We start from the raw sequence: 24,862 nt of genomic DNA, 5'->3' as shown, positions 1-24,862 counted from the left end.
CGATTAGTAACGGGTGATGTCAGGAATGCGGCCTCTTTCCCAGCGCGACTGCCAGTGGGTCAGGTACAGCGCGGCGATGTCGGGCATATGGCGGAGCACGACCACGTTTTCCGAGTTGTTTCTGACGGCCGCCCGGGTGTAGTTGTACGACCCTGTCTCCACGGTGTGGCCGTCTGCGATAATGATCTTTGTAGTGGTCAACTAATTTTGGCCACACGACCTGACTGTTCGTGGAACAGCCGCTCTGATTCATTTGGCGTTAACCCACCGTTATACCAGTGGGGCCGGATGGCACTGTAATAGCCCGTGATGTAGCGGATTATCGCGCTCTGAGCTTCTTTGAAGCTGTTATAGCCCTTCGTCGGCACCCATTCGGTCTTCAGGCTCCGGAAGAACCGTTCCATAGGGGCATTATCCCAGCAGTTACCGCGTCGACTCATGCTCTGCTTTATTCGACAGCGCCACAGAGCCTGCCGGTACTGGCGGCTGGTATAGTGACTGCCCTGGTCACTGTGGAACATCACTCCTGTTGGCTTCCCCCGATGCTCCCAGGCCATCTGCAACGCTTTGACCGTGAGGGCCGAGTCCGGCGACGTCGACATCGCCCAGCCCACAGGTTTACGGGCGAACAGATCCAGCACGGCGGCCAGATAAGCCCAGCATTTTCCCGTCCAGATATAGGTCACATCGCCGCACCAGATCTGATCCGGCGCTGTTACCGCGAACTGCCGGTCGAGATGGTTAGGTATTTCAACGTGTTCGTTCCCGCCGCGTTTGTATTTATGCGCCGGGGCCTGACAACTGGCGATATCCAGCTCTTTCATCAGCTTACCTGCAAGCCATCGCCCGAGTCTGACGCCCCGGCCGCTGACCATCGTGGCGATACTTCTCGCGCCAGCAGAGCCACCACTGGCATTCCAGACTTCACTGACGAGACTCCGTTTGACGGCCCGCTCAGCGTCAGAATCCCTGCCATTTTTACGAATGTAACGATAACTGCTTCGGTGAACACCGAACAGCCGGCACAATGGCGCTACCGGGTAGTGCGCCCTCAGACTGTCGATTATCGTGAACTTTTCAGGGAGTCCGACATCAAGAGCGCGGTAGCCTTTTTTAGGATTTCATTTTCCATTTCAAGGCGTTGTATTTGTTTTCTCATTTCCCTGAGTTCCGTCTGCTCAGGCGTCAGAGGCAGCCCCGGGGGCGTTTTCCCCTGGCGCTCCATACGTAACGATTTAACCCAGCGGTTGATGGCGGAGAGGCTGACGTTCATCGCTTTAGCCGCTTCACCGTGAGTGTAGTTCTGATCAAGAACCAGTTTTGCCGCTTCGGCTTTAAATTCAGCAGTAAATATTTTGCTCATTGGTTCACCTGTAAGATGTTGAGGTGAGCATATCACCTCTACTCAGGTGGCCAAATTCAGTGTGCCACTACACTTGTCGTGATGGATGGCCCATGCTGACACGGTGCGTACCGGGACATGCTGCGTCACCAGATAGCGCACAGCCTCCCGACTGGCGGGGTTACTCAGGCTGAAACGCTGATCAATAACCACGGCCACATCCACGCCGCGTCGGTGTGCGGCGACCAGCGCCCCGATAACATCCGGGTCGGTCAGCGCGTATGCCATCATGCGCACTGACGACTGCGCGTCGTTCACCGTCTGCAGGACCAGACTTCGTGCCGAACCATGAGGCGAAAACCCGACGGCAATATCAGGCGGGGCAGGCGACGCCATCGCCGGAGCCAGGAGCAGCGCCGGAAGCAGGGCGGCGCACAGGACAGGGATGCGAGGAAAACGCATAAGCAACTCCTCAGAGTCCGGTGTGGTGGCGGGGGGCATCGGTGCTGTGGCGATACCACCACGGGCGCCCTGCGGCGAGAGTGCCTCTGAGGCGGCTGTACAGACGGGTACATAACGCCCGGAGACTCCAGCCAGACTTGTCCAGCAACACGAACATGACGAGGATGCCGGTGCAGATCCACAGGGTGGATTTCGCCGGAAACGGAAAGAGCAGGACATAAATCAGGGTGAACGGGAGCGGGACCCCCCAGATGTTGACCGGGGGAGAGGCGTAGCGCCAGAAACCTTCACGCTTCATCGGCATCGTCCTCCGTCAGATACAGCGCCGCTTCCTCTGCCGTGACGTCCCCGGCCTGCAGCATGTCCTGCACCTGATCGACTATCCGGCGACGCGCCTTGCGTAATATCTCATCGAGATGATACCCCCACTGTGCCGACGGCATCCGCGACAGTGTGGCCTGCAGGCCCGGCGTCATCACTATGTATTCCCTGACAGCCCGTCGTTTTCCGTCGGTGGTGCGGACCAGCACCTGAACCAGAATAAAGCGCAGGACGCCCAGCACGGCGCGGGCCATCGCCTCGCGGATTTCGGGAGGGAATAACCCCAGCAGCCTCGGCAGCGTTTCACCCGGAGAGTGCGTGTGCATCGTGGCCAGACACAGGTGGCCGGTTTCGCTGGCCTGAACGGCGGCAGCGGCGGTTTCTGTATCCCTGATTTCCCCGATGCCAATTAACTCCGGGTTTCGGCGCATGGCAGAGCGAAGACCGTCAGCGAAGCTGGCCACATCCCGGCCCACCTGCGCCTGGTGCGGCGGAAGCAGGTCATCTTCCCGGCCGATGATGTACTCCACCGGATCTTCATACGTCACGATTTTACGGTCCGGCTGTGTATCGGCGCAGTGACGGTACAGGGAGGCCAGCAGCGTGGATTTTCCTGAGCCGGTTTCTCCACATACAAACCCGAGGCCCGACTTTGGCAACATGCCGCGGCGCAGTGCGGCTTCGATATTCAGGCTGTCAAACGGCGGGATTTCCGAAGGGATCACACGCAGCGTGATGGAAATGACTTTGTCTTCGTCGGCAGACGTCCCCTGGATCAGATGCGCGCGAAGCCGCACACGCTCACCTCTGCCGAGGCCGTAAGTCCGGGCGACGTCGCCGTTAATCTGAATGGCCCTGTCGGTCGGTACGCCGGAGAGCACGCGGGGAAGCACTTCACGGCCGAACAGGTCATCAGTGAGCGGATTCAGGCTCGTCACCGGAACCGGTCTGTCAGACATGCGCTCGCGACGCCCGTGGCGGCTGACGGAAACCGGCGAGCCGCCTACAATATCGACATCGCTGACCTGATGCGCCGCGCACCAGACAAAAAACGCACGAAATTCGGCGGCAGTGAAACGTACGAAAGGAAACATTTTATCGTCCGGGCGGGTCATAACGGCAGCCCCCGTGCGGTGATTTTACCGACAAAGGTTGTGCCCGGCAGGATATGCAGCGGGTCAGTTTTTTTCATGGAAAGGTCCTTGTGACGGGAGAACAACGGGACGCCAGTGGGTTTTGTCGGGATCAAACTGCGCACGTTGTTTCATGCGACGAACGTGCTCGCCGGTGACCATTTTGCTGCCGTCGCCGGTGACCGTCTGACGCTGGTCGGTGACAACCGGACGGGTGATTTTTCCCTGACGCCAGAGAGTGGCCCAGAGCATCATTCCGCGATAATCGCGGGTGAGGGTGTTCATGTTGGCCTGGAGTGTGAGATCGGCGTTTTCACGGCCTTCTTCCCAGCCTTCGCGGATGGCGGCTTCCATGACGCGCCGCTGGGCGCTGTTCTGTGGCACGGCGCGGGCTTCCCCTCCCGGTGTGGCCGAGGTGGAAAGGCCGCGCAGCAGCCAGTCGCGCCAGCCGGGCGGGTTACTGACGAAACGCTCGGGGCGCACAATCGTCCATACGCGGGATGCGGTGCGGATCTGGTCCGGGGTGATATGTGCGACATCCTGAGCCTCCCCGATAACCGGCGGCAACCAGCCCTCGGGGCTGATGAGTGGCCGGAAATCAAAGAGGGCATTCAGGGTCGACTCCCGCAGGTTCAGCGCCTGAATTAATTCCCATGCGCGGTGGGCTTTCCCGCCGCGAAATCCCAGCGTTTTGCCGGATTCCGTCAGGATCTGGCGACGGGTGGGGGAAATGCCGTCATCCGGGGGCGTATCGGGTGTCAGCCAGGCATTCAGGTCGGCAGGCGGTGCGCCGGTATCCGGGCGGGAGGCATAGTCATGGCTGCTGCAGCCGCCGAGCAGGGCGACGCAGAGCAAAGCAGGCAGATAAGCATTCATGGTCGGGCAGGCTCCGGGGGCTGAAAACTGAGGTGCAGCAGGCCGGGCATCTGTTGTATTGATGCCCGCCAGGCTGTCTGTGCCGTCACCAGACGCAGGGCGTTTTCCCAGGTCATATCCCGCACATGGAGGCTGACCGGCAGCGGCAGGCGCACGCCGCTGTAGCTGAATGCCAGCCCGCGGACCCGGGCCAGCGCTGCCAGCAGTTCCACCGCGTCACCCTCCTGGTCGAAGGAAACCCGGTCGCTGTTGGTCGGGACAGCAGACGACGGGGTGGCCGGTACCGGGGGCTGCACCCAGTGCTGATACTGCGTATGACGGACAATGGCGACCTGTGATGCGGCACCGTGCGGGTTCACAGGCGTGGAAGGTGACTGGCAGCCCGCGAGAACGGCGAGGGCCAGCACCGGAGTAAGGTGTCGTTTCATGATGAATACCGGTGTGATATGAAGTGAAAACGCACGGGCAGGCGTCAGCAACAGAGTATGTAAAACAGGGCTTTACATGCTCAGTGGGCAGGGTAGAATGCGCGTGCTTATAGTGTCCCCAGGGACCGGGGAAGCGTAGTAAATCCCGGAGGTGCGGTGCCTTTCGGGGAGAAAAAACAGGCTCAGGCCTGTTTTTTTTCGTCTGTTATCCGCCGACGGCGCTGAATATCAGGGGCAGCGCCATCATCAGCACAAACCACAGGCCGCTGAACACCATCGACAGGGCGTTGCAGATGACATCGCAGGGCCACACCGCGAGGCGTGCAATCACATACCCTCCGGCGTTCGCGAGCAGAAGTTCCCGGTTTTCCGGGAACTGCACGAACAGCATGGTTGATGTACAGGTCAGCATCAGCGCGGTGAGCAGTGCCGATTCCCGGCAGGGGAAAAGGGACGAGAATCGTCCCCGGGGGCGTGCGTGTTCGTTGTTTTTCATCAGAGACAGTGGATGACGCCCCAGGAGATACCCCCCCAGAAGGCAGCAAGGAATACGGCAATGACCAGCCATGCCCGTCGACGTCCGCGTGTATCCAGTAATTTTCCCATAGAATCCTCCGCAGGCGGAAAACCGCCATGCAAAACAGCTAAAGTGAGCGTCGTCCCGGGTGAGAGGCGACGCTGAAAGACATCAGATCCGGCTCAGCCGTGACCTGAAGTGTGGTTGATGCCTGCCATTCCCGCCATGCTGTGACGGATGCAGCCACTCAGGGGACGCCGATCCTGCATGAAGCACGTCGTGGCCAGCAGCGGACGAATCTGAAAAACGCCCGGGGCAATCGTCGGGCCGGGATGCCGGTCCGGGCGGTGTGGCGGAAGGACTCTCCGGTCGCACCACCACAAGCCAGGCGGTATCGGGTACGGTTATCCATCGCCATTCCTGAAGAAGCATCTGAATCCGGATGGCATACCGGACTGACCGGCGCAGCGGGATCTGACGGCAGCGCCAGCGCCGTTCAGGATAGCGGGAGGACATCATGTCCCGCAGACTCCGGCGATGTGACGGGCGCAACAGGTGTGAAACAAAGAACACCGGGCGCTCCCTGTGCGCCAGCGCCTTCTCCATTGCAGCCAGAAAGCTGTCGTGAAAAAGTCTGGCCCGGACACGGTCGAGGTGGCCGACGCGGTCGAATGACGACAGGTGCAGGGTGATGTAGCGCCGTCGATGTCGCCGTGCGGTGGCCAGCCGGAATCCCCGCCACGGGGTCAGCAGACAAATGACGAACATGACGGGGCCGAGCAGGACCAGCGAAAAAATGAAAATAAGTAACCCGATCACGGTATCTCCTGATACTGGCATCACGTCGCCGCCCTCCCTGAATTGAGGGGGCAGACCAGAATGCGGTTTTCGGCTTCTGCGGGAAGTTCGCCGGGGGCCGGGACTCGCTCCCCTTTCTGCGCCGCCATCGCCAGCACCCTCAGCAACATTTCGCTCGCACGTTCAAGCGCCGCCGCCTGCGTGGGTTCACGCGCAACCAGCCCTTCAAAGTCGCAGAGGGCGATTTCCGTCATACCCGCAGTGGGGCAGTTGTGGGTGATGGTCGCCGGATAAGGGACAAAATAGGGGGCGATTTTTTGCACCTGACGGCGACGCGCATCGAGGCGGGGAACCAGCTGATACGCCCGCAGGTGGGTATAGCGTTTGAGCATATTCAGCGACCGGTGCCCGGATATCGCCGCAACTTCCATTACATTGAGCGTCCCCAGTTCAAACAGCCGGCTGATGGCCTCATGACGCAAATCGTGAAAATGCAGATTGACGATTTTCAGCGCCTGCAGGGCAAGTCGCCAGGCGCTTTTCAGCCCGGATGGCGTGCAAAGGAACACGTTGCCTTCCAGGTGCGCGGGTAGCATCTGGAGCAGATTGCGCGCCTTCCGGGATAGCGGCACATCACGGGAGGCCCCGTTTTTGGTGTGGGGCAGATGAGCCACACCGTGCTGCAGGTCGATATGCTCCCAGCGGAGGCTGAGGATCTCACCCTGTCGCATCGCGGTTTCGAGCGCCAGCTGGAAAATAATGAAATACACCCTGTTCCGCTCCTGAAAATACCGGGCTATCCGGCGCTCTTCGGAGGCGGTAAGCCTGCGGTCACGACCTGGCGGCAGTTTTGGCTTGCGAACACTGGCAACAGGATTGTGCCGACAGGTTCCCCATTCCACGGATGCGACGGCAAAGACGGACGACAACAAGGCCAGCTCGAGGCGAACGGTGTTGCCGGATATCGCTTTGCCTGTGCGGGGATTCGTTTGCGACAAACGGTCATCCCGATAAGCGGCAATATCAACCGAGGTGATATTGCTCATGTCCTTGTCCACAAGGGGGTGCCGGATGATCACGCGAATGCGATAGAACTCCTGCATATAGCCTTTTTTTTGCGATGACTCAGTATGCAGATACCGGGCAAGTCCTTTTCGAAGCGTCAGACTTTTTAGCCGAATGATTGATGACATCAGATTTCCCAAAAGCAGGAAAAGATCTGCCGTTATTCGTTCCGGGTCAATGTTTGTGCCAATCCGGTGCGTGGCAGGGTGTCGGTATCGGGGAGGTCACTTTCTCACGGGAAGTCAGGCAGGGCCAAAGCGTGAACATCGGCAGACACCAGTTTTGTGCGCTGTCACAGGCGCGTTATGACTACAACAATTACCGGGCCTGCATCCTGACGCGCAATGGCGACGGCACATGGGAGCTCGCTGGTCGTCATGTCGGAAACGGTGAAGCTGCCTGCGTTGCTGCGTGTTTCTGAGACCTCTCACTGATAGGTCATGCAAGAGGCGATACAGCCCGTCTTGTACTCCCACTTATACCAGCGACGGGAACCCGTCGGTTGTTCAACGACCTGGCAATAGTGTTTATTCTCTGCATTTCCCATCCTTGATACGGCACAGAAATCAAACAGACCGAGGAATCCTGTCGTTGAAACTTGCCTTGATATGACTTTTCCGCCAATGCCTTTCCACGCACCGGATTGGCACTCAGGCAAAGGGGGCGTCATTTTGCTTCGACAATGTAGTTGAACGCGACGTTTTTCGGTCGAATTTCATTTCCATTGCGATAGTTATGTTCCATTCCACTGTGGTGTCCATGAAGGCGGCCACCTGTGTTTAGCGTCATGTTGCTTTGGTCATTCTGGAAAGACAGGATACGGCGACCAGAATCAAGCCCACGACCGTTATCCCACCCCCTGACGAATACACCGCGAAGATCCGGCAGTACACAATCGGTATATACGCGGGCCAGTCTGGGGTATGAACCGCAAGAAAAGCGCTGGCCAGCCATAATGAAGTATCCTGGCGGAGCCGTCACCGAAGGCCACGGAATAGGGCTTCCTACCGGGTAGCTTTCCAGTCCCTGCCACACACCGGATTGGCACGAAAGTATGCCGCCTTTCGTATCGCGGCCAACAAGGCCATCGGGATAGCAGCTTTGCCCCGCCCATGCGATGCCGCCGAGCTGCAAATATTCACTGGTAGCCAGACGCCCGCTGAATAGCCCGCGCTGACCGCTGACGTCGCCATTGGCCGTCACATTGCCTCTGAAATTGCCATCCTGCCCGTTGACTGAACCGGTGGCATTGACGTCCTGGGCGTTAACGTTGCCGGAAAAATTGCCGGTGGCGGCATTGACCGAGCCGGCGTTGTTCAGGTTATTCCCCCTCATGTCGATGTGCGTGTTCATGGCGTTCAGTTCCGGTCGGCCGTCCGTTTTGTAGCGGTATAACCGGTCCGCGTCTTCGCGTGATGATGACTGCGCGGCAGTCAAATCGTCCGCACTCAGTAAAACCGCCATATGGCCGGGCTGGCCGTTCTGAATCCCGTAGCTGCCCAGCGCCGTCGTCCAGGCTTTTTGCGCCCCGGTGGCCACGCCGGTTTTTTCAATGTATCCCCCGTAGCCCTGACGAATGTCGCGGGAAGTCAGCAGCATGGCCTTAAGCGGCAGGGCGACACCGCTTTCCGATACCACCATGCCCTCGAGGCGGGTGTTGTCATTTTTGAGTGTCACCACGCAGGCTTTCAGCGTTTGTCCTTCGGGACTCTTCAGGGAAAAACCCGACGGCAACAGACCCGCGTCTTTCAGCCCTGCCGTGCTGAGGCAGTGAGGTGAGCCGGAGGTTGGTTTACGTTTGACTATCTCGTCATAGTGACTCCCCACGTACTGGCGGGCCGCCGCCGTCCAGGTGGTGATACGCAGCGCTTCCAGCTGCCAGTTCTTTTCGTCCAGATAGTCGTAATATCGGGTGGCACCATACATCGTCACGATGATGATGATGAGCAAAACGCCAGCGGCTTCAAGCGATGCAAAGCCCCTGTCGTAACGGGACATTTCGGAATTGATTTTCATGGCGTGACCCAGATTGGATGATAAAGAGCATGAAGTTGTTGCGCCGTCGCGGCGAGGCTCAGCCAGGGACCAAGAGGGCCTTCGATACGCCCCCTGATGCGCCAGGAACGGTGCCAGAGAATAAAGGCCACCACGGCGGCGAACGTTATCTGTAGTGCAGGCAGCAGTCCTGCCCAGGCCGCGAGTCCTGTTATCAGGAACAGGTCACCCCGGCCCAGATTCTCCCGGTGACGGTTCAGCACCAGGTGCAGCCCGGTGCAGAGCAGGGCAGCCAGTGCCGTGTCGATGACGGACGGCGTCTGCTGCAGCAGTCCGGCACAGAGTCCCGTTGCCAGCACGCTCAGCGTATCCCTGCGGGGAAGCTGGCAGGTCAGCGCATCGATGACGGCCAGACGGAGCAGCAGTGTCAGCAGGAGCAGCGACAACAGACGGGTCAGCAAAGGTGCCTGTGAGGCGAACACCCACAGCCCCGCCAGGCAGAATAACCAGAGTCCGGCCGACCTGACCGGTTCTCTGACGCACACGGGTAATGCGCTGGCGTCGCTAAAACGGCGGACATCCGCCAGCGACAGGCGGGCCAGCAGGTACAGAACACAAAGGGTGGCCAGCGCCGCCAGCGGCGACAGGCGCCAGACTATCAGCGAGGGCATCACAGGCCTGACTCCCGACGCAGGATATCTTTGATATACCCTGCATATTTCTGCCGTGCAGGCGTGTTGTTTTTGCTGAATCCGGCATTGTAGCTGCCCAGACAGGTCCAGGTCAGGCCGCACACCTGAAGATGTTGTGCGAGTATCCAAGCTCCGACCTGAATGTTGAGACAGGGCCGGGTCAGCAAATCCTGAGCTGAACGGATAACCCCCAGACGTATGAGTCGGGGGATGTGGATGGAGTTGATTTGCATGACACCGTAATCGGTACTGACGATTTTCCCCGCAGTATTGCGGTTGTCGTTTGTCACCCAGTGCCGTAGCGATGATTCACGTTTGCCGATGGCCCGCAGAAGTTGCGGCGAAATTTTGTATTTTTGCCCGGCAATCTGAAAGCACCGGTCAAGGTTAACGGAAAGGGGGCGAGGCTGAGATGGCGCGGCCCGGACCGCGCCTGATGCCAGAATGAGCATCATCAGCAGGCAAAACAGACGCGGACCGCGCATGAAACCTCCTTTATCCGGTAACGGTGAATATCATCGTGTTGAGCCCTTTGCCGGCACTGTCGGCGGTGCAGGCTGTCGCTGCTTGTGAGGCGCTCACGCGGCCGTCAGCAAACGTTTTGGCGTTAATTTTGGTTTCATTCACCAGACCACCGCGCCCAATCTGGGTGCTCAGACTGATACAGGCATCCTGCGGGACAGCGGCATAGGAAACGGTGAAGGTGTTGGTGCCCGTGCCTTTGACGATAATCTCCCCGCCCCATGTGTTGTACAGTTTGCTTTTGTCTGAGCTGATTGACATCGAGCGCGACACGCCGCCCGCTTTGATAAGGGTGCTGGTCAGTGCTGTCTGTTCATACCCCCCGCTGGCCTTCAGCAGTCCACGGGTGCTGGCAATAATCGTCTGGATGTTGGTCAGTTCGGTCCCGGTGTTGGTGCGGGATGTGAGGGCGAACAACCCCCCGAGGACAATAGCCAGCACCAGAATGATGCCCAGGGCCACGCCCCCCCACTCCATGATGCCAAAGCCCTTGTCCGTGGCGGTGTGTTCGTCGGCAGGACGCGTGTGACGAGGTGCTGCGGATAATACAGTCATAGATAACTCCGTTATGTTTAAGAAAAATGTGCGGGCAGGTTCCGGCTACGAGAGTCCGGCAGCGCTGCCCATGTTCTGGACTTCGGTAACAATAAGGACCAGCAGTCCGAGGGAACCCAGCAGGGCAAACAACATGACCAGCCGCAGGCGGACGGCCCGCTGGTTGATGTTGTCGAGAGACTGCTCCAGCCAGCGACGACCGTAGTTCGCCACGATGTCGGTGGCACCGTCGCCGTCGAGCAGGGAGAGAAAGTTCACCGCTTCTCTGGAGGGGAAATCCATGCCGCAGTCACGCAGGGCCTGCCCGGGGCCGGCCCCTTCACGCAGCGCCGCATGGGCTGCCAGCAGACGCTGAGACAGCCAGGGTGACGCCGTGCGGTCGAGTAGCAGCAGCGCGTCCCCGGCCCCCACGCCGGCCTTCATGAGCGCGGCAAGGTTCAGCAGAAACGCAGCGCCCTGTATGTCGCGGTAGAGTGACCACGGCAGCCACTGGTCAAGCGCCTTCCTGAACGCCACCGGGTGCGTCAGGCGGGGAACGGACAGGGCAATCATGACCACCAGACACACAATGGCGGCGGCGCAGGCTACCCCCCACGTGTCCAGAAACGCAGACAGGTGCCAGATGAATCCGATTGCGCCATCCCATGTGTCCGGCGCACTCATTCGCGAGAGTACCGGGATGAGTTTTGTGTTCACAACAAACAGCGTGCCCGAGAGCATGATGACCAGTCCCAGCGGATAGATGCTCATTTGTGCGACCGCAGCCATGATACGTTTGCGTGCACCGGTCAGTTCGGTGGCAAACTGCAGGGCGCCGGGCAGGTCTCCCCCGTGTATCCCGGCGCTCAGTACCGCCGCTTCGTCGGCGGGCAACCAGCGCCCGAGCGTCGCATCCAGCGTATTGTCCCCGGCGTTTTCCCTGAGCGCATCGGTCAGGTCATCCGTCAGTTCCGCGAACGGATGCCATTTCTGGCCGAAGTCGGTCCAGGCGTTGCGCATCTTGTCGAGGGCATCACGCAGGCTGATGTTGTTGTCCAGCATGAAACGCAGGGCGTCGTAGAAGCGGGTGCGGTACTCCCCGGAAAACGTGCGCCGGACAATACTGCGCCTCAGACGCAGCAGGAAAACGCGTATCGTCATGTCTCCTCCGGCGTAAGGGCAAAGCGGATATCCTCATCCAGCGGGATGATGTCGCAGGCCAGCAGCGGGTCGACGCGGCCTTCTGCACAACGCAACCGTAGATGCTCCACACGACTGATCCCGTTCAGCGATTTCAGCCAGTAGTCGCGGGCGGCAGGCAGGCCCTGACGGCGGTACAGGTCAAAGAGGCGGTTATCCGGCTCTATCACTTCTGCAATCACCGTCCGGCCCCGCAGCCCCTGACTGACCACCGCGCGCACCTCGCCATTGATGACCACCTTCCGGCGACAGTGATCGCAGCCGTCTGGATTGCGGAAAAACAGCTGCCCGGTGTGACATGAACCGGTGCTGCAGAACGTCTCCAGCATCTGGCGGTTCTCCGCGTCAAGCGTGGCCACGCGCACTGACCAGGGGATGCGGCAGTGCGGGCAAAGCTCCGGCACCAGTCGCTGGCTGACCATGCCGATCATCAGGCTTGCATCCGCAATCAGGTTGATGTCTGCGCCCATGGTCACCATGCGCGGAAGAATACCCAGCGCAGAGTTGGTGTGCAGCGTACTGAGCAGAAGGTGACCGGTCTGGGCGGCGTAAATGGAGGCTATCAGTGACAGCAGGTCCCGGATTTCGCCTTCCATGATGGCGTCAGGATCAAGCCGCATGGCCGATGACACCGCCCGGGACCACGCCAGCCTGACCGCGTTTTCGTCCGACTTGTCGGCCTGCAATGCGGTCTGGATCGCATCCAGAATCGCCCCTTCCACGGGGTCTTCGATGGTCAGCAGCGAGCGCCGGTTCTGGTTGTGCTCAATCCAGGCCCGGCAAAGGCTGCGCAGGGTGGTGGATTTTCCCGACCCCGTGGGGCCGGTGAGCAGAAACAGTCCTTCAGGGCGGCGGTACATCCGCACAAGCAGCCGGCACTGTCCGGGCAGAAAACCCAGTTGCTCAGGCGTGGGAACCCGGCTGGCATCGTCGGCAATCAGACGCATGACGGCATACAGACCATCCGGTGTGGGGCGATGGCTGTAACGTGCGCCAAACAGTCCGGCACGGCGCATAAAACTCGCCTGCAGCCGGGCGTCCTGCTCGCGTTTCGGGAAGAACATCGGTTCGGAAACGTCGCTGACGGAGAGGATAGCGGTCCCCAGCAGGGCGTAACCTTCGGCCGGTGGACGTTCATCGACGGTACACAGTTCGCCGTGGATGCGCATCCTGACGCGGAAAAGTTCGCCCGTGATCAGAAAATGGATATCCGATGCGCCAAGCTCCGCGGCGGCCTGAAAGTAGCGCAGCAGACGTCCTTCACTGCCGGAGAGGTCTGAGATGTCTTCCCGCCGCAGTCCGTCAGCCGCCTTGCGGGGCTGTTCGCGGGCGGCTTTTTGCAGGTCGGACAACGCGACAAATTCCACGGGGGTGCCCGGGCGGTCCGCCAGTAGCTGAACCAGACGGCTCTGGACGGGCGTTTCCGTTTTTCGGTTACGGTCGACCAGAATGACCTTTCCGTCGCTGCGGTGATGAAGCAGGACGGCATCAGAATGAGGCTCAGGTGTGTTCACGCAACCTCCTGTCAGAATGTGATGAGCGTGCCATCGCTGAGCGTGACACCTTCAGCGCCCATTGCCGTCACTGTGAGGCTGCTGCCCGGGTACTTACCGCCCCGTTGCAGGGTGGTGACCCGACCGTCCGGCAGCCTGACGCTGGCCTGCAGCTGGTTGCCGTGTCCGGTGATGGCGAGAACCTGACTGCGAACCGATACCGGGCGACCCGGCTCTGCCGTGCTGTCGATCGGCTGGGTGACGGAGGGGGTGCGGGCCTCGGAAATGGAGCGGTTCAGTTCCGCGCCCTGAAGCTCGGCCTGCAGCACCAGATTCCGGGCGTGGAGGTCTTCTATCTGGCCAAAGGTGTTATCCGGCGAAACGGCCGGACTGTCCTGCGTTTCGGACCAGACGGGGAGGGCGTGCAGGCAGGCCGCCAGCAGCACAATCGCGTGTACATGTTTAACGGGAGGCATAGAGTAACCCTTCTGTGGTGTAGCTCACGGTGGCACCGTTGAGGGTGAAAGAGACCGACCGGATGCGCAGCCCGGTGTCATCGTTGCGGGCGGTGACAGTGGACGGGCGGGCAGGGCCGGTCAGGGTGAAGGTAAATATCTTCCAGGGCAGCGGTGGGGGGAGCACGCCGTCTTCATCCGGCTCGGGGGCCGAGGTGATATCGGCAAACGGCACGGTCAGCCCCTGGCGTTGCCAGGCGGACGCGGCCCGTGCCAGCTGAGTGTCCTGGTCCGGTACCGTTTCATCGCGCCCCGGGGCGAACGTCACGGGAAGCCGGAGGGTGGCATCCCGCGCACCGCTCATCAAATCGATAACGGGCGGCGTTTCCGGCCAGTGCCGGGCCAGCGCCCGGGTCAGCGACTGCGCGGTGCCGCCCTGAAGCCAGGTCCAGTGTAGCGTCAGCCCGTCCGTGTCGCAGTGCCCCTCTTTCAGCAGCCAGCCGCCCGCCGACACGGGAACCCCCTTCCAGGCATTCTCACAGGCAAGAAGCATCCCGCGTGCGGGTGGCTGGTCTGCCCAGGGGTGAGGAAGCTGTGGGGGCGGAGGCGCTTCCTGTGCCAGCATCCGCGCCCGCTCAGCGACCTCAGCCGGTGAGGGAACGTCCGGTGGCGAATGGTGGATATACCCGTAAACCGCAAAGGCAACCAGAACCGGCAGCAGGACCGCAGGCAGAAGGCGTCGGGTCGCCTGCCCCGGTGGCCGCACACGCAGGCGGGACAGCGCGGCTGAAGTCAGACCTTCCGTCAGCGACCACCATTCCAGCGCATCATCGGGGGACACCTGACAGTCCCAGCCCTCTTCGGGCATGTCGTTCAGGGAGAGGAACAGGTCACGGGCCGCAACCGCCTCCTCCAGACTGCCACTCACATCCCCCACGACGGCGGGCAGGCCCTGCTGTGATGCCAGGAATACCCAGCGGTACTCGTCTATGCGCCAGATGCCGTACCCGTTGCGGTAATGACGGCAACAGGCCATCGCAAGGGAATACAGCGTTTCCCGGCGATAACGCACCGGAAGGCGTCCGCTGCCGTGACGGCGGGCATGACGGGCGCCGCGCCCCTGGCGCGCGATGACGCTGACGGGCATATCCCGGTTATTCCGCGGGGCGACTCTCCCCCGGCTGACCGGCTCCGTCCAGCGCAGTCCGACAACCCAGGCTTTTCCGGTTTCGGGGGCGCGCAGAACCGGATCGATATCATTCATGGCGAATGCCTCCGGCTGACGGGAACGTTGGCGTGATGATGACGATCATCGTGGAACGTCCTTTTTTGCCGGACTGTGCGCCACCGAACAGCGGATTGGACGGCGTGAATGTCCCTGAGAGCTGGGCATCCGTGCTGCGCTGGTCAAATCCGCTCAGGATGAGCGACTGCCCTTCGCGCAGATTCACCTTCTGGCTGAGTGAACGTACGCGGGTGGACGGGGTTTCCACGTAGCTGTTGCCGTTTTTCGTTTCAATATGGCGAATGGTCGGTGGATCGGAGATGTTGAGCGCCACCTGGAGCTGGACGTTGCCACCTGCCTGTATCAGCGGCAGCATGGTCATATTGAAGCCGGTGGTGATGGTGGCCGTTTCCAGCGTGGAGGTGTCCCCGCCATCGCCACTGGTGGTGGTGCTGGACGATGACGTCACGTAACCGGTCTGGTCCGCCATCTGCAGCGGCACCGGCGTCATGTTGGTGACGGTGCTGGCCTGGGAGGTGACGACGCTGACATCCCCCTGCTGTGACAGCGCGTTGACCAGCAGGTTGCTGCCGCTGAATTTCGCGGCCTGACCCCGGGCCGTATCGAGGATGGAAACCCCTCCGGACACCGCCCCGGCGATATCCCCTGCGTTGTTGTTGAGCGTGGCCCCGGCCGCATTCAGGGAGTTGTAGACGAGGTTCCAGTCAATGCCAAACTGCTCGTTGTGGGTGGTGTTCACATTCAGGATCTGAACGTGGAGTGACACCTGGCGGTTCATCACTTCATTTTGTGCGGCCACATACCGGGCCACGGCATCCTGGACGGCAGGGGTATCGGTGACGGTGAGCGATGCACTGGCGGCCGACAGCCAGAAGCGGCCGCGCCCCGGGGTGAGCATGGCCTGAATGGACTGGCGGATATCGCTGTAGAGGTCGTACTGCTGGCCAACCGTGGTGTTCTGCGAGGAGACCGCCGAGCCGCTCAGGGAGGAGCCGTTCCCGCCGTCATTTCCCGCAGACGTGGTGGAGCCGGAAGTGATGCTCGCCGAGCTGTTGGTCTGCGTGTTCAGCATGGCCAGCGTGTATGTCCGTGTTTCCAGGAAGTAGAAGACCACGCGCCCGTTGTCCATGCGCCAGGACAGTCCGGCTCGGCTGGCCACCAGGTCAAGGAAGCCGGACAGTTGCCCCTGCCAGAACAGGTTATCCAGACGCACTGGCGGGGCGGTATTGCCGGAACGCGAGGTTGTGGCGTCGTTCTGCGACGGAATAACCAGCGCGTCACCATTATCCGGAACGGGAACGGACCCGGTCAGCACGGCGGTCTCGCCACTGCTTCCCCGGGACATCATCGTGTCCGGCGTGAAGACCACCGGCAGACGGCATTCATGGGTGATGAACTGCGCCACTTCCTGCAGCGTGATGCCGGTTTTTCGCAGGTGCGTGATGCTGCATGAGGGCGCGGGTTTTGATGGTCTGACGACCGGTACCGGGCGGGTATTAATCCATTGCCTGTCCGTCCAGACCAGCGGGGATGAGGCTTTGGGGGCGGGCATGGACCGTCGGGCCTGCTCGCCCTCCGCGCGGGCCTCGTCTTTCATCCGGTGGATTTCAGCCACGGAACAGGCGCACAGCGAGGCGACAGCCAGCGCCAGGCACACCGGTCGCAGGCGTGTGGTGAGTATTTTCATGAAGGTATCCGTTAATTGAGGTAAACGATGGCGTTTTCTGGAATGGCAGCAGGAACCGACAGCCCCGATGCCTGACCATCAGAGAAGATGAAGTGGCGCTGACGGGCAAATCCCAGCAGATGCGAATGACGCGAGTGTGAGCGCAGGGATGACATCAGGCCCGGGCGCTCCGCCGTCCAGACCCACAGTCGCCCCGCCTGGAGCTGCCAGTGAATACGGCTGTCAGGGGGGAAACTCATCCCCGGCATCTGGTTAACGGGCGGTAATACGTCCTGGTCGGGGTGGTGGTGACGCCAGAGACTGATGGTGTTGGCGACCATCAGCATCTGTCGGGCAAGGGAAGCCGCTTCCGCCTGTCCGGAGAAGGTGATGGCGTCTGTCGTCTGCTGCGACTGAATCCCCCCGGCAATCAGCAGCCAGACCAGCGCGACGCTCCAGAGCAGCAGACCCATCAGCGTGCGCTCTGGTCAGACACCGCCACCACGCACTGGCTGCGGGAGGCCCTGGCGTTCAGCGGCGTGTCGGCGGTGGCGTACAGGGAGAACACCTGGCCGAGCATATCCTCAAACGTGCCGGAGAACGTCAGCGGGGCATCGAGGCGATAATCTGCCACGGTATCCGGCCAGATGACCGTCCAGAAGCCGCCAGAGGCGGAGCAGGACGCGGTGCCAGCCCAGCGCACGAGCGTTTCGCGCAGCGTACTGCCTGCCGCCGCCGTCCAGCGGGGTGCTGCGGGTGCCGGTGTTGCAACAGCCGTCGCCGCCGCAGACGACGACGCCGACGCCGACGAAAACGGATTGCGGGGTGCGGAAGATGGCACGGTGGTGACCGGTGCGGCAGTCCCCCCGTCAGAAGCGGCCCCCGGCGTGGTGGTGACCGTCAGCGTTTTTTTGTCCCAGTCGAGCGAGCCATACAGGTGCTGCTCTTCCAGCAGACGGTTGAGCGAGCGTGTCCACTGGTCGTTGGCGGACCAGGACGCCAGACGGGTATTCAGCGCGGGCGTCGCCGCGTTAGCCTGCAGACGCTGCCACCCCGGGGGCAGAAGTTTCTGCACCCACTGCGTCACGGTCAGGTTACGCACGGGGGGAAGCGCAATGACCGGCGCGGTGGCGGGCGTGCCGGACTGCTTCAGGCGCGAGAGTGCAATTGCTGATGACGGCGTCTGCACCGCTCTCGTTCCGGCTACGGCCGGGGAAGACACTGTCGGGGATATCAGGGCCGGTGGTGCCACCACCGGGGCGATACGCTGCTGCGCCTGTGCGATATCCCGGGTGCTTTCGAGGATTTGCCCGTCAATAAACACCAGTGCCGGCGTCTGTGGGGGCGGTGAAGCGTGAAGCCCTGCGCATCCGGCAACAAGCGGAGGCAGCAGGCAGGTCAGGATTTTTTTTGGCATGGAACAATAACTCCGGTACCGGTGAATGAACTGAATAAGCATTCAGTGATGGATGCGGGGCCGTCGTGGTGCCTGAACCGCAGGTACGACTCTGCGCCAGATGACGGGATAACCCGGGAGACGTTCAAACTGCACCAGAGGGGTGTTTCCCCGACTGACGCAGACCAGCCAGTTCTGTGGCTGGCAAAAAGGGCGACCGGCCTGCTCAGGGTCATCACCGGACAGGGTGTGGACCTGTTTCTCACAGGCGTTGGTCATGACCAGCACGGTCAGCGATTCGACGGCAGAGGAAGGTTGCATCAAATTCTCCTGGTAAAACGAATATTCAGGGGGCGTGCGCTTCTTAGTCATATCAGGGAAAGGGGGGGGGGAGCCGCTCAGACAGCGTCAGTTATCAAATCCAACGGCGGGCCGCGAATGCGTCATGGCCTTTCGGTGTCGTACAACCGATATCGCAGAAATAAGGCCTTATTCGTGTGCGTGCTCCGTAAATCCTTCTACAATGGCGCTTTATCTGTGGGGCAATAAGGTGCGGTATGTCGTTAAAAAATCAGTTGAAAATCCAGGTTTTTTTGATGTTTGCAATATGGGGGAGCTGGTTAACAACGCTCGGTTCATACATGATAGTCACGCTCCAGCTGGAAGGGGCAGCCGTGGGGGCGGTATTCAGTACCCTGGGGGTCGGAGCCCTGACGATGCCAGCCATCATGGGAATATTGGCTGACAAATGGGTCAGCGCAAAAAAACTCTACATGTTCTGTCATACCGGTTGCGCGGTCACGTTACTGCTGGCCACTCAGGCCAGTAGCGGCACGGCGATGTTTTGGGTGATTTTATTTAATTGCCTGACCTTTATGCCTTCAATGGCGCTCTATAACTCAATGGCGTATTACCGCCTGCAGCAAGTCGGCCTGAACGTAGTGGATACGTTTCCCCCGATACGGGTATGGGGTACCGTTGGCTTTATCGTCGCGATGCTGGGTGTGAGCCTGGCCGGGTGGGAACTGAGTGCTAACCAGCTCTATGTTGGCGCCACGCTTTCTGTTGTCTCTGTGCTGTTTACCGCTTTTCTGCCGCACATCCCGGTGTTTAACACCGGAGAGAGTAAATCTTTTGCCGCTCGTCTTGGCCTGGATGCGCTCTCTCTGTTCAAAGATCCGAAAATGGCCGTCTTCTTCATCTTCTCAATGTTGCTGGGCATCTTGCTCCAGGTCACCAACATCTTCGGGAATACGTTCATACACAGCTTTGATGCGGTGGCGGAGTTTAAAGGCAGCTACCTGGTCGAACATGCATCTTTAGTGCTTTCTCTCTCGCAGATGTCTGAAACGCTGTGCATTCTGATGATCCCGTTCTTCCTGCGCCGCTACGGAATTAAAACGGTCATGATGATCAGTATGTTTGCCTGGTTCTTACGTTACGGGCTGTTTGCCTACGGTGACCCGTCAGCGTTCGGTACTCTGCTTCTGGTGCTCTCCATGCTGGTCTATGGCGTAGCTTTTGACTTTTTCAACGTATCTGGTTCGGTGTACGTCGATAAAGAGGCCCCACCCTCGAACCGCGCGAGTGCGCAGGGCCTGTTTCAGATGATGGTTAATGGCATCGGGAATATTTGCGGCGGTCTGCTGAGTGGTTATGTGGTCCAGAAATATACGACTGCAGGCGTAACGCAATGGCATGATGTCTGGGTGTTTTTTGCGGCCTGCGCCCTCGGATTGTTTATCGTGTTCCCGTTTGTGTTCAGATACAAGCATAAGGGCTGACGGCTCGTCATTTCGTCAGTTCTGACATACCGGTGATGGCGCATCCATGATGCACGTCATCGGTAAAACATTACCGGAAATGGCAGCTCCCCCTCTACTTACACCCGTGCTGGTGCGGCGTGATTGTCAGGTCTGCTGTAACACGCCCTGTAAAATATGCAACAAACCCGAATACCCAATATTTGTTGCCAGGAATAAAAATAATGGAATCTACGAAAGCCGATTTACATACATCGCTCGGATATGCCAGGAAAAAACAAGAGCAGGAAGTATTACTCGCAGAGGTAAACGAAATACTGACTTATTTTCAAGCTAAACGATATGACCATCCTTACATAAGTATCGCGCTCATTACTCTCAGTATTTCATTACCTCTTGTTTTCATGATCACCGTCTATCTCTTGAAGGCGTTAAATGTAATAGCACGGCCCTATGACAGTATGTTGCCCTTGCTCAGCGTTGAACTTGTCATCAGCTATTCTTTTGTGGCGCTTTACCTGTTATTTAATAAGAAGAGGTTTGGGCGCACAGACAGCATTATCATGCTGTCATGTCAACATTCGCCAGCATGGTCATTTCCTGCATTAAAATCCGCATCCTTCATGATGGCATCTGTCTCCAGTGTGTATGAAAAGAGGTTATCTGCATTCAAACTTATATGCGCAGCTTTTCCGTTTATCGCAGCGTTAATAGCTGGCGGTATATTAAGGTCATTGCCCGACTGGTATCCGATGGTTTCAGCCAGTATACCGCTTACAGGGTTTGCTCTGATCATGGTTAGCATCAGTATACTATTACTTGTGGTTTCATATGTTGAATTTTTCATTCTTATATTTTACATAAATCATTGCGCACTTATCAGAACATCAATTGATCTTCTTATTTCTACGGCGGGCGATGACGCTTCTTAATGCGTGAAATACATGAATGAGGGCGTTTAAGACGGCTTCCATAAAAAAGGCGCCAGCGAGAATCATAATGAGAGAGCCGTAGATAATGATTAGCGCTCCGACATAACTATCGGCAAGGATAAGCGCCTCTAAAAACGAAATAAAATCAGCAATAATGAATCCCCTGACAGTCTGAATGACAGTCTTGTTGTGGACACCGGACAGCACAAGGTGCTTTCGCGCCAGCGGAAGCTGCGAAGCAGGCGTGGCGGCGTGCGGATACGCATCACGGCGAACCTCAGTGCAATGTTTTGTGTGCCGGGGACCATCTGTCCTCTGGCAATGTATGCACGCCGACATACAGCGTGTGGATATCCGTTTCCCGGTTAAACGAGAGCACGCGGCTACGCGTGACCTGAAAGCGTTCTTCTTCGAAGGCCTGTGATACCACTTCATCGCCTTCTCCTTTGCGCGTCACCAGTTGAAACGTCGCCGGCGCGGTCATTTCCCCCGTTGCCGAGAAGCAGTCCTCTGTTCCCGTCAACTGAAGCAGGTGATTCTTGCGGCCCCGGCAGCGCAGCAGAACTTCCCCGACCACCAGGTCAGGACTCACACAAAGCCCCGTTCTCCAGCCCGATTTCATGACGGTGTTGATTGCCGCCCGGAAGCGAAATAAATCGCACAGGTCAGCCTGCTCAGCCTGCCGGTAGAGCACAAGCAGGAGTTGGGTGACGGGGCAGTCCCTGTCAGTTGCGATCAGCGCCCGTAATGCCGCGATTTCATCGCCGAAACCGGCAAATGTGGGCGTCCTGCGGGCGTGGTGGAGCCAGTTATCGACAAAGCGGCGGCGGGCGGGTTCCGTCCGTAACCCGGTCTCTTCTTCCGCAGTTCGCAGGGCGACCAGCACGCACCAGAGCAGGTGGCTGACCGGATGTTCCGGCGAGGACATATAAACCTCCAGGGGCAACGGAAATGCTATTTCAGGCCTGGCGTCTTCATTGCCCCGGATGGGGCAAAAAACCGACAGGAGAGCAGAGGGTGCTCATCGGGACAGGCGGGCAGACACCAGGCCTGAAATAACAAAAAAAGCCTCCCGCAACGGGAGGTGGGATGAGGGGAATACGTCCCCCAAAGGGCGGTAATGAATCGGGGCTATTCGCAGAGTGCAACGGCGTCAGGTTGCCTGATGAGGTCAAGCAACATCGAAATGCGGGACACCGGCTGCGTGTTGTTTTCCAGGCGGATAAGGTGGCTGTACTGCGCCCGGGTGAGCGGAGGATGCGAACACCGCGTCCGGGGCGTCGCATCCTCGGGGTAGAGCGACATAAGCTCTTCCACCACACGGTCGCTGACCGTACAAGGCCCGCTCCCGAAGGAGACAAAATCCAGGAAAGCGCTGTGGCGGCGCAGCGTTGAAACAGAATGCACAGACAAATCTGCCTGAAGGAAAAAATAGCCGGGGAATACCTGTGAGATACGGTTCCTGCAGCCGTTCTCTCTGTCGGCGCGCGGAGATGATGTAGCGACAAGCGGCGTCCAGGGGGTGACGCGTTGCTCACTAAGCCAGGCGAAAAGCAGCTGGCGTTGTTTTCCGGTTGTGATGTGCTGCGCCAGATACCAGCGCAGATGTCTGTCTGTTTCTCTGCTCATAACCCAGAACGCTCCGCGCCCGGCCGATCCCATCCGGGACGACACGCAGTGATGCTTTCAAATCAGCCCCGAATGCGGGACTTTCGTATTGTTTCGTGTTGCTACTTAACGGCTACCCCTATCGCAAGCCTGGCGACACTTGCAGGTTAGCCATTTATTCTACTTGGCAGCATAAACACGATCTATTGATCTACCTAGAGCGCCAATAAAGGTATATAAGATCGGAAAACAAATCAAATATAGGTAAACATTCTATAGCCATGATCTAAAACGGGGTAATAGATCGCGAAAGAGAATTAGTACGATCTTTTCAACCAAAAGCGCATAAAAAGTCAGGCTGATGTGCTGCGAGAAATGAGGCGTAACATGGCAAAACTGGAAAAAAAAATGCAAAAATAACGGCATTCAGGGGGCTGAGCATCTCAGCAACCCGCTGATAGCTTTTAAAACACAGGTGGAAAAGGTATATTGCAGGAAACGTGCGACAGGCACAGTAAAATGGATTCATGGTTGAATGCGCCATAAGGCATTCGGGAATGGTTTGAAAGGGAAGTGACGGCGAGGCCGGAGACTTTTCAGAGGACCAGAAAAGCGAAAGCCCACTAATCTTTTCAGTTTGGCGACGTGAAGATTAAATGGGCGGTACTACAAATTCTGCATAGAAGCTGTTGCTCTATGCGGGGAGTATAATTCTATGAAAATCGGAAAGCAAACCCCGTTTTCAACTTTACTCCTTCTGTGCAACATAAGCGCAGACAGGCGTGACACATAATCAGGTATTTAGCCCACATTACAGCCAGGTAAAAAATCCGCACCCGGCGTTCACCTCGCGTGAAAACCGGAAGACGCTGCCGTTCTGTCAGAAGCTGATGACGAAGGCCGAAGGCTTCACCGCCCGTTTTGATTTTTCGATACACGTGGCGTTCGTGCGCTCGCTGGGCGAACGTAAGCGTAAGCCGCCGGTGCTGCGTCGTCGTGCCATCGATGCGCTGCTGCAGGGACTGTGCTTCCACTACGACCCACTGGCCAACCGCGTACAGTGCTCCATCACCACGCTGGCCATCGAGTGCGGTCTGGCGACAGAGTCGGACTCCGGCAATCTGTCCATCACCCGTGCGACCCGGGCACTGCATTTCATGGCTGAGCTGGGCCTCATCACGTACCAGACCGAGTATGACGCACAGACCGGCTGCAACCTGCCGACTGACATCACCTTCACCCGGGCACTGTTTGACGCGCTGGATATTTCCGAGAACGCCGTACTGGCTGCACGACGCAGCCGTGTGGAGTGGGAGAACAAACAGCGTAAACAGCAGGGCCTTGAGGCACTGGAAACCGACCAGCTGATAGCGAAAGCCTGGCGCTACGTCAGGGAGCGCTTCCGCACCTGGTGCGGGGAGCGCCGCGAGCACGGCCTGAAACGCCGTCAGGCACGCCGTGACCAGGACCGCAGCCGGAAAGATATTGAGGCACTGGTCAGACAGCAGGTGACGCGTGAGATGGCCGCAGGGAAGCTGGAGTGGAATCTGGACGCCCTGAAGCGTGAAGTGGCGCGGCGCGTCAAAGAGCGCATGCTGATGTCCCGGAACGGCCACTATACCCGACTGGCCACAACATAACCCCATTCCCCGAATTATCCGGCTGACGCCGGAGGCCGCCCCACGCCTGAACCTCATCACCGCACAAAAATCAGCCACTCAAACGCGCATCCACACGCCCTGACGTCAAAATCCCGGCCTCACCCCCCACCAAAACCCGCAGATTTCACACAGCATCACCGTCAATTTCCGTTATCCACTCATAACTGCAAGGGAGTTTCTCACTAACCACAAACCGAGAGCCTCAGTAACTGCCAGACGAGAGGCTTACAAACTGCGTGATTCCCTTTAAACCCCTGCTCTGTAGTTCATATAAAGAACTTAAATATCTTCGTCTAAGGGGAAAACCTGTCCGTTCCCGGCCCTGTGGACAGGGAACAACCCATGAAGTGCCTCCCACCGCACGCGGCGGGCCCCATTCTCACTGACCGTCGCAAAACACCTTTCATCACCACCCCGCGCAAACCCCGACCGTGCACAACTGCAGCAACAGAGCCGGAACCCACCACTGAAAAGCGCCCCCGCCCCGGGCGTAGCCCGGGATGAAGTCGCTTTTAATGATGGATGTTGTAACTATAGAATTGTGTGGCTGTGGGAAGTGTTGCTGTTGGGTCTGGTGTACACGCCCGTAAGCGGCCCTGATGGCCCGCTAACGCGGAGATACGCCCCGACTGCGGCTACGCCTTGTCGTGACCACTCCGACAGCGCACAGTGGCTCTGGCGTTGTTTTTATATGGGTTGGCTGGGCTTTGCAGTGAGGGGGATTATTACGGCTGAAGCCGTAATGCTTTCTTTGTCC

Annotated in this window: 26 protein-coding genes and 2 pseudogenes; 3 read left to right on the top strand and 25 right to left on the bottom strand. The window is 59.0% G+C overall.

Annotation, left to right across the window (positions count from 1 at the left end):
- Positions 1–3: 3 nt before the first annotated feature.
- The 23 genes and pseudogenes from MKleb_RS27945 to MKleb_RS27840 form a co-directional block, all read right to left on the bottom strand.
- Positions 4–189: pseudogene (locus tag MKleb_RS27945) on the bottom strand (phospholipase D-like domain-containing protein); the annotation flags it as partial.
- An 8-nt stretch (positions 190–197) separates the two neighbouring features.
- Positions 198–1,363, bottom strand: a protein-coding gene (locus tag MKleb_RS27940; protein WP_217076029.1) for an IS3 family transposase whose coding sequence is annotated in 2 segments (ribosomal slippage) — positions 198–1,108 and positions 1,108–1,363 — 1,167 coding nt in all. Because the reading frame shifts where the segments join, the coding sequence is not laid out codon by codon here.
- Between the two features lie 42 nt (positions 1,364–1,405).
- Positions 1,406–1,804: a phospholipase D-like domain-containing protein gene (locus tag MKleb_RS27935; RefSeq protein WP_217076813.1), complete on the bottom strand. Its 399-nt coding sequence runs from the start codon at positions 1,802–1,804 to the stop codon at positions 1,406–1,408.
- Positions 1,805–1,814: 10 nt separating this feature from the next.
- Complete coding sequence (locus MKleb_RS27930) at positions 1,815–2,102, bottom strand: conjugal transfer protein (RefSeq protein ID WP_217076812.1); 288 nt, start codon at positions 2,100–2,102, stop codon at positions 1,815–1,817.
- The gene (traJ, locus tag MKleb_RS27925; protein WP_217076811.1) at positions 2,092–3,240 is read right to left on the bottom strand and encodes a plasmid transfer ATPase TraJ; all 1,149 of its coding nucleotides are present in this window, start codon (positions 3,238–3,240) and stop codon (positions 2,092–2,094) included. Before traJ ends, MKleb_RS27930 begins: the two co-directional genes overlap by 11 nt.
- A 63-nt stretch (positions 3,241–3,303) precedes the next feature.
- On the bottom strand, positions 3,304–4,134 hold the full coding sequence (locus MKleb_RS27920; RefSeq protein ID WP_217076810.1) for a type IV secretory system conjugative DNA transfer family protein: 831 nt from the start codon (positions 4,132–4,134) through the stop codon (positions 3,304–3,306).
- Positions 4,131–4,562, bottom strand: coding sequence for a DotD/TraH family lipoprotein (locus MKleb_RS27915; RefSeq protein WP_217076809.1), 432 nt, complete (start codon positions 4,560–4,562; stop codon positions 4,131–4,133). Before MKleb_RS27915 ends, MKleb_RS27920 begins: the two co-directional genes overlap by 4 nt.
- 205 nt (positions 4,563–4,767) lie before the next feature.
- On the bottom strand, positions 4,768–5,058 hold the full coding sequence (locus MKleb_RS27910; protein ID WP_217076808.1) for a hypothetical protein: 291 nt from the start codon (positions 5,056–5,058) through the stop codon (positions 4,768–4,770).
- Positions 5,059–5,250: 192 nt separating this feature from the next.
- Positions 5,251–5,898, bottom strand: a complete 648-nt coding sequence (locus tag MKleb_RS27905; protein WP_217076806.1) for a hypothetical protein — start codon at positions 5,896–5,898, stop codon at positions 5,251–5,253.
- A gap of 20 nt (positions 5,899–5,918) precedes the next feature.
- Positions 5,919–7,070 carry a site-specific integrase gene (locus tag MKleb_RS27900; RefSeq protein ID WP_217076959.1) on the bottom strand — a complete coding sequence of 384 codons (1,152 nt, stop codon included), beginning with the start codon at positions 7,068–7,070 and terminating at the stop codon, positions 5,919–5,921.
- A 299-nt stretch (positions 7,071–7,369) separates the two neighbouring features.
- A pseudogene (locus MKleb_RS30245) lies at positions 7,370–7,594 on the bottom strand (shufflon system plasmid conjugative transfer pilus tip adhesin PilV); the annotation flags it as partial.
- Between the two features lie 14 nt (positions 7,595–7,608).
- Positions 7,609–8,958, bottom strand: coding sequence for a shufflon system plasmid conjugative transfer pilus tip adhesin PilV (gene pilV / locus MKleb_RS27895; protein WP_217076958.1), 1,350 nt, complete (start codon positions 8,956–8,958; stop codon positions 7,609–7,611).
- The gene (locus MKleb_RS27890) at positions 8,955–9,608 is read right to left on the bottom strand and encodes a prepilin peptidase (protein ID WP_217076956.1); all 654 of its coding nucleotides are present in this window, start codon (positions 9,606–9,608) and stop codon (positions 8,955–8,957) included. The genes pilV and MKleb_RS27890 overlap by 4 nt, the downstream gene beginning before the upstream one ends.
- Positions 9,608–10,114: a lytic transglycosylase domain-containing protein gene (locus tag MKleb_RS27885; protein ID WP_228740818.1), complete on the bottom strand. Its 507-nt coding sequence runs from the start codon at positions 10,112–10,114 to the stop codon at positions 9,608–9,610. The genes MKleb_RS27890 and MKleb_RS27885 overlap by 1 nt, the downstream gene beginning before the upstream one ends.
- A gap of 10 nt (positions 10,115–10,124) precedes the next feature.
- Positions 10,125–10,706, bottom strand: a complete 582-nt coding sequence (locus tag MKleb_RS27880; protein WP_217076953.1) for a type 4 pilus major pilin — start codon at positions 10,704–10,706, stop codon at positions 10,125–10,127.
- 45 nt (positions 10,707–10,751) lie between these two features.
- Positions 10,752–11,846 carry a type II secretion system F family protein gene (locus MKleb_RS27875; RefSeq protein WP_217076951.1) on the bottom strand — a complete coding sequence of 365 codons (1,095 nt, stop codon included), beginning with the start codon at positions 11,844–11,846 and terminating at the stop codon, positions 10,752–10,754.
- Positions 11,843–13,399: a GspE/PulE family protein gene (locus MKleb_RS27870; protein WP_416381400.1), complete on the bottom strand. Its 1,557-nt coding sequence runs from the start codon at positions 13,397–13,399 to the stop codon at positions 11,843–11,845. Before MKleb_RS27870 ends, MKleb_RS27875 begins: the two co-directional genes overlap by 4 nt.
- 11 nt (positions 13,400–13,410) lie before the next feature.
- Positions 13,411–13,854 (bottom strand): type IV pilus biogenesis protein PilP, encoded by a 444-nt coding sequence (gene pilP, locus MKleb_RS27865; protein ID WP_217076949.1) that lies wholly within the window; start codon positions 13,852–13,854, stop codon positions 13,411–13,413.
- Entirely contained in the window at positions 13,841–15,097 is a 1,257-nt protein-coding gene (pilO2, locus tag MKleb_RS27860; RefSeq protein ID WP_217076948.1) for a type 4b pilus protein PilO2, read from the bottom strand. The genes pilP and pilO2 overlap by 14 nt, the downstream gene beginning before the upstream one ends.
- Positions 15,090–16,766: a PilN family type IVB pilus formation outer membrane protein gene (locus MKleb_RS27855; protein WP_217076947.1), complete on the bottom strand. Its 1,677-nt coding sequence runs from the start codon at positions 16,764–16,766 to the stop codon at positions 15,090–15,092. The genes pilO2 and MKleb_RS27855 overlap by 8 nt, the downstream gene beginning before the upstream one ends.
- Positions 16,767–16,777: 11 nt before the next feature.
- Positions 16,778–17,218: a type IV pilus biogenesis protein PilM gene (gene pilM / locus MKleb_RS27850; RefSeq protein ID WP_217076946.1), complete on the bottom strand. Its 441-nt coding sequence runs from the start codon at positions 17,216–17,218 to the stop codon at positions 16,778–16,780.
- Entirely contained in the window at positions 17,218–18,162 is a 945-nt protein-coding gene (locus MKleb_RS27845; RefSeq protein WP_217076945.1) for a toxin co-regulated pilus biosynthesis Q family protein, read from the bottom strand. The genes pilM and MKleb_RS27845 overlap by 1 nt, the downstream gene beginning before the upstream one ends.
- A gap of 42 nt (positions 18,163–18,204) precedes the next feature.
- Positions 18,205–18,462, bottom strand: a complete 258-nt coding sequence (locus MKleb_RS27840) for a type IV pilus biogenesis protein PilI (RefSeq protein WP_217076944.1) — start codon at positions 18,460–18,462, stop codon at positions 18,205–18,207.
- A 236-nt stretch (positions 18,463–18,698) separates the two neighbouring features.
- Here MKleb_RS27840 and MKleb_RS27835 point away from each other — a divergent pair, with 236 nt between their 5' ends.
- Together MKleb_RS27835 and MKleb_RS27830 are read left to right on the top strand one after the other, a co-directional pair.
- Entirely contained in the window at positions 18,699–19,925 is a 1,227-nt protein-coding gene (locus MKleb_RS27835; RefSeq protein ID WP_217076943.1) for a nucleoside permease, read from the top strand.
- A 203-nt stretch (positions 19,926–20,128) separates the two neighbouring features.
- The gene (locus MKleb_RS27830) at positions 20,129–20,836 is read left to right on the top strand and encodes a hypothetical protein (protein WP_217076941.1); all 708 of its coding nucleotides are present in this window, start codon (positions 20,129–20,131) and stop codon (positions 20,834–20,836) included.
- 277 nt (positions 20,837–21,113) lie between these two features.
- On the opposite strand, the gene MKleb_RS27825 is transcribed toward MKleb_RS27830, so the two are convergent.
- Both MKleb_RS27825 and MKleb_RS27820 read right to left on the bottom strand, forming a co-directional pair.
- Positions 21,114–21,764, bottom strand: a complete 651-nt coding sequence (locus MKleb_RS27825) for a conjugal transfer protein TraC (protein WP_217076940.1) — start codon at positions 21,762–21,764, stop codon at positions 21,114–21,116.
- Between the two features lie 203 nt (positions 21,765–21,967).
- Positions 21,968–22,465: a transcription termination/antitermination NusG family protein gene (locus MKleb_RS27820; protein ID WP_217076938.1), complete on the bottom strand. Its 498-nt coding sequence runs from the start codon at positions 22,463–22,465 to the stop codon at positions 21,968–21,970.
- 761 nt (positions 22,466–23,226) lie between these two features.
- On the opposite strand from MKleb_RS27820, the gene repA reads away from it, so the two are divergent.
- Entirely contained in the window at positions 23,227–24,084 is an 858-nt protein-coding gene (repA, locus tag MKleb_RS27815; RefSeq protein WP_217076937.1) for an incFII family plasmid replication initiator RepA, read from the top strand.
- The last annotated feature ends 778 nt before the right edge of the window (positions 24,085–24,862 follow it).

The sequence above is a fragment of the Klebsiella sp. PL-2018 genome (genome assembly GCF_019048985.1).
In the GTDB taxonomy this organism is placed as follows: Bacteria; Pseudomonadota; Gammaproteobacteria; order Enterobacterales; family Enterobacteriaceae; genus Klebsiella; species Klebsiella michiganensis.
Note: the sequence above shows the minus strand (reverse complement) of the source record. Positions and strands in the feature narration are given on the sequence as shown.

Bases quoted from the DNA above. Each gene is read 5' to 3' on its own strand.
- MKleb_RS27935 (WP_217076813.1), bottom strand. From the start codon at position 1,804: ATGCGTTTTCCTCGCATCCCTGTCCTGTGCGCCGCCCTGCTTCCGGCG.
- MKleb_RS27930 (WP_217076812.1), bottom strand. From the start codon at position 2,102: ATGAAGCGTGAAGGTTTCTGGCGCTACGCCTCTCCCCCGGTCAACATC.
- traJ (WP_217076811.1), bottom strand. From the start codon at position 3,240: ATGACCCGCCCGGACGATAAAATGTTTCCTTTCGTACGTTTCACTGCC.
- MKleb_RS27920 (WP_217076810.1), bottom strand. From the start codon at position 4,134: ATGAATGCTTATCTGCCTGCTTTGCTCTGCGTCGCCCTGCTCGGCGGC.
- MKleb_RS27915 (WP_217076809.1), bottom strand. From the start codon at position 4,562: ATGAAACGACACCTTACTCCGGTGCTGGCCCTCGCCGTTCTCGCGGGC.
- MKleb_RS27910 (WP_217076808.1), bottom strand. From the start codon at position 5,058: ATGAAAAACAACGAACACGCACGCCCCCGGGGACGATTCTCGTCCCTT.
- MKleb_RS27900 (WP_217076959.1), bottom strand. From the start codon at position 7,070: ATGTCATCAATCATTCGGCTAAAAAGTCTGACGCTTCGAAAAGGACTT.
- pilV (WP_217076958.1), bottom strand. From the start codon at position 8,958: ATGAAAATCAATTCCGAAATGTCCCGTTACGACAGGGGCTTTGCATCG.
- MKleb_RS27890 (WP_217076956.1), bottom strand. From the start codon at position 9,608: ATGCCCTCGCTGATAGTCTGGCGCCTGTCGCCGCTGGCGGCGCTGGCC.
- MKleb_RS27885 (WP_228740818.1), bottom strand. From the start codon at position 10,114: ATGCGCGGTCCGCGTCTGTTTTGCCTGCTGATGATGCTCATTCTGGCA.
- MKleb_RS27880 (WP_217076953.1), bottom strand. From the start codon at position 10,706: ATGACTGTATTATCCGCAGCACCTCGTCACACGCGTCCTGCCGACGAA.
- MKleb_RS27875 (WP_217076951.1), bottom strand. From the start codon at position 11,846: ATGACGATACGCGTTTTCCTGCTGCGTCTGAGGCGCAGTATTGTCCGG.
- pilP (WP_217076949.1), bottom strand. From the start codon at position 13,854: ATGCCTCCCGTTAAACATGTACACGCGATTGTGCTGCTGGCGGCCTGC.
- pilO2 (WP_217076948.1), bottom strand. From the start codon at position 15,097: ATGAATGATATCGATCCGGTTCTGCGCGCCCCCGAAACCGGAAAAGCC.
- MKleb_RS27855 (WP_217076947.1), bottom strand. From the start codon at position 16,766: ATGAAAATACTCACCACACGCCTGCGACCGGTGTGCCTGGCGCTGGCT.
- pilM (WP_217076946.1), bottom strand. From the start codon at position 17,218: ATGGGTCTGCTGCTCTGGAGCGTCGCGCTGGTCTGGCTGCTGATTGCC.
- MKleb_RS27845 (WP_217076945.1), bottom strand. From the start codon at position 18,162: ATGCCAAAAAAAATCCTGACCTGCCTGCTGCCTCCGCTTGTTGCCGGA.
- MKleb_RS27840 (WP_217076944.1), bottom strand. From the start codon at position 18,462: ATGCAACCTTCCTCTGCCGTCGAATCGCTGACCGTGCTGGTCATGACC.
- MKleb_RS27835 (WP_217076943.1), top strand. From the start codon at position 18,699: ATGTCGTTAAAAAATCAGTTGAAAATCCAGGTTTTTTTGATGTTTGCA.
- MKleb_RS27830 (WP_217076941.1), top strand. From the start codon at position 20,129: ATGGAATCTACGAAAGCCGATTTACATACATCGCTCGGATATGCCAGG.
- MKleb_RS27825 (WP_217076940.1), bottom strand. From the start codon at position 21,764: ATGTCCTCGCCGGAACATCCGGTCAGCCACCTGCTCTGGTGCGTGCTG.
- MKleb_RS27820 (WP_217076938.1), bottom strand. From the start codon at position 22,465: ATGAGCAGAGAAACAGACAGACATCTGCGCTGGTATCTGGCGCAGCAC.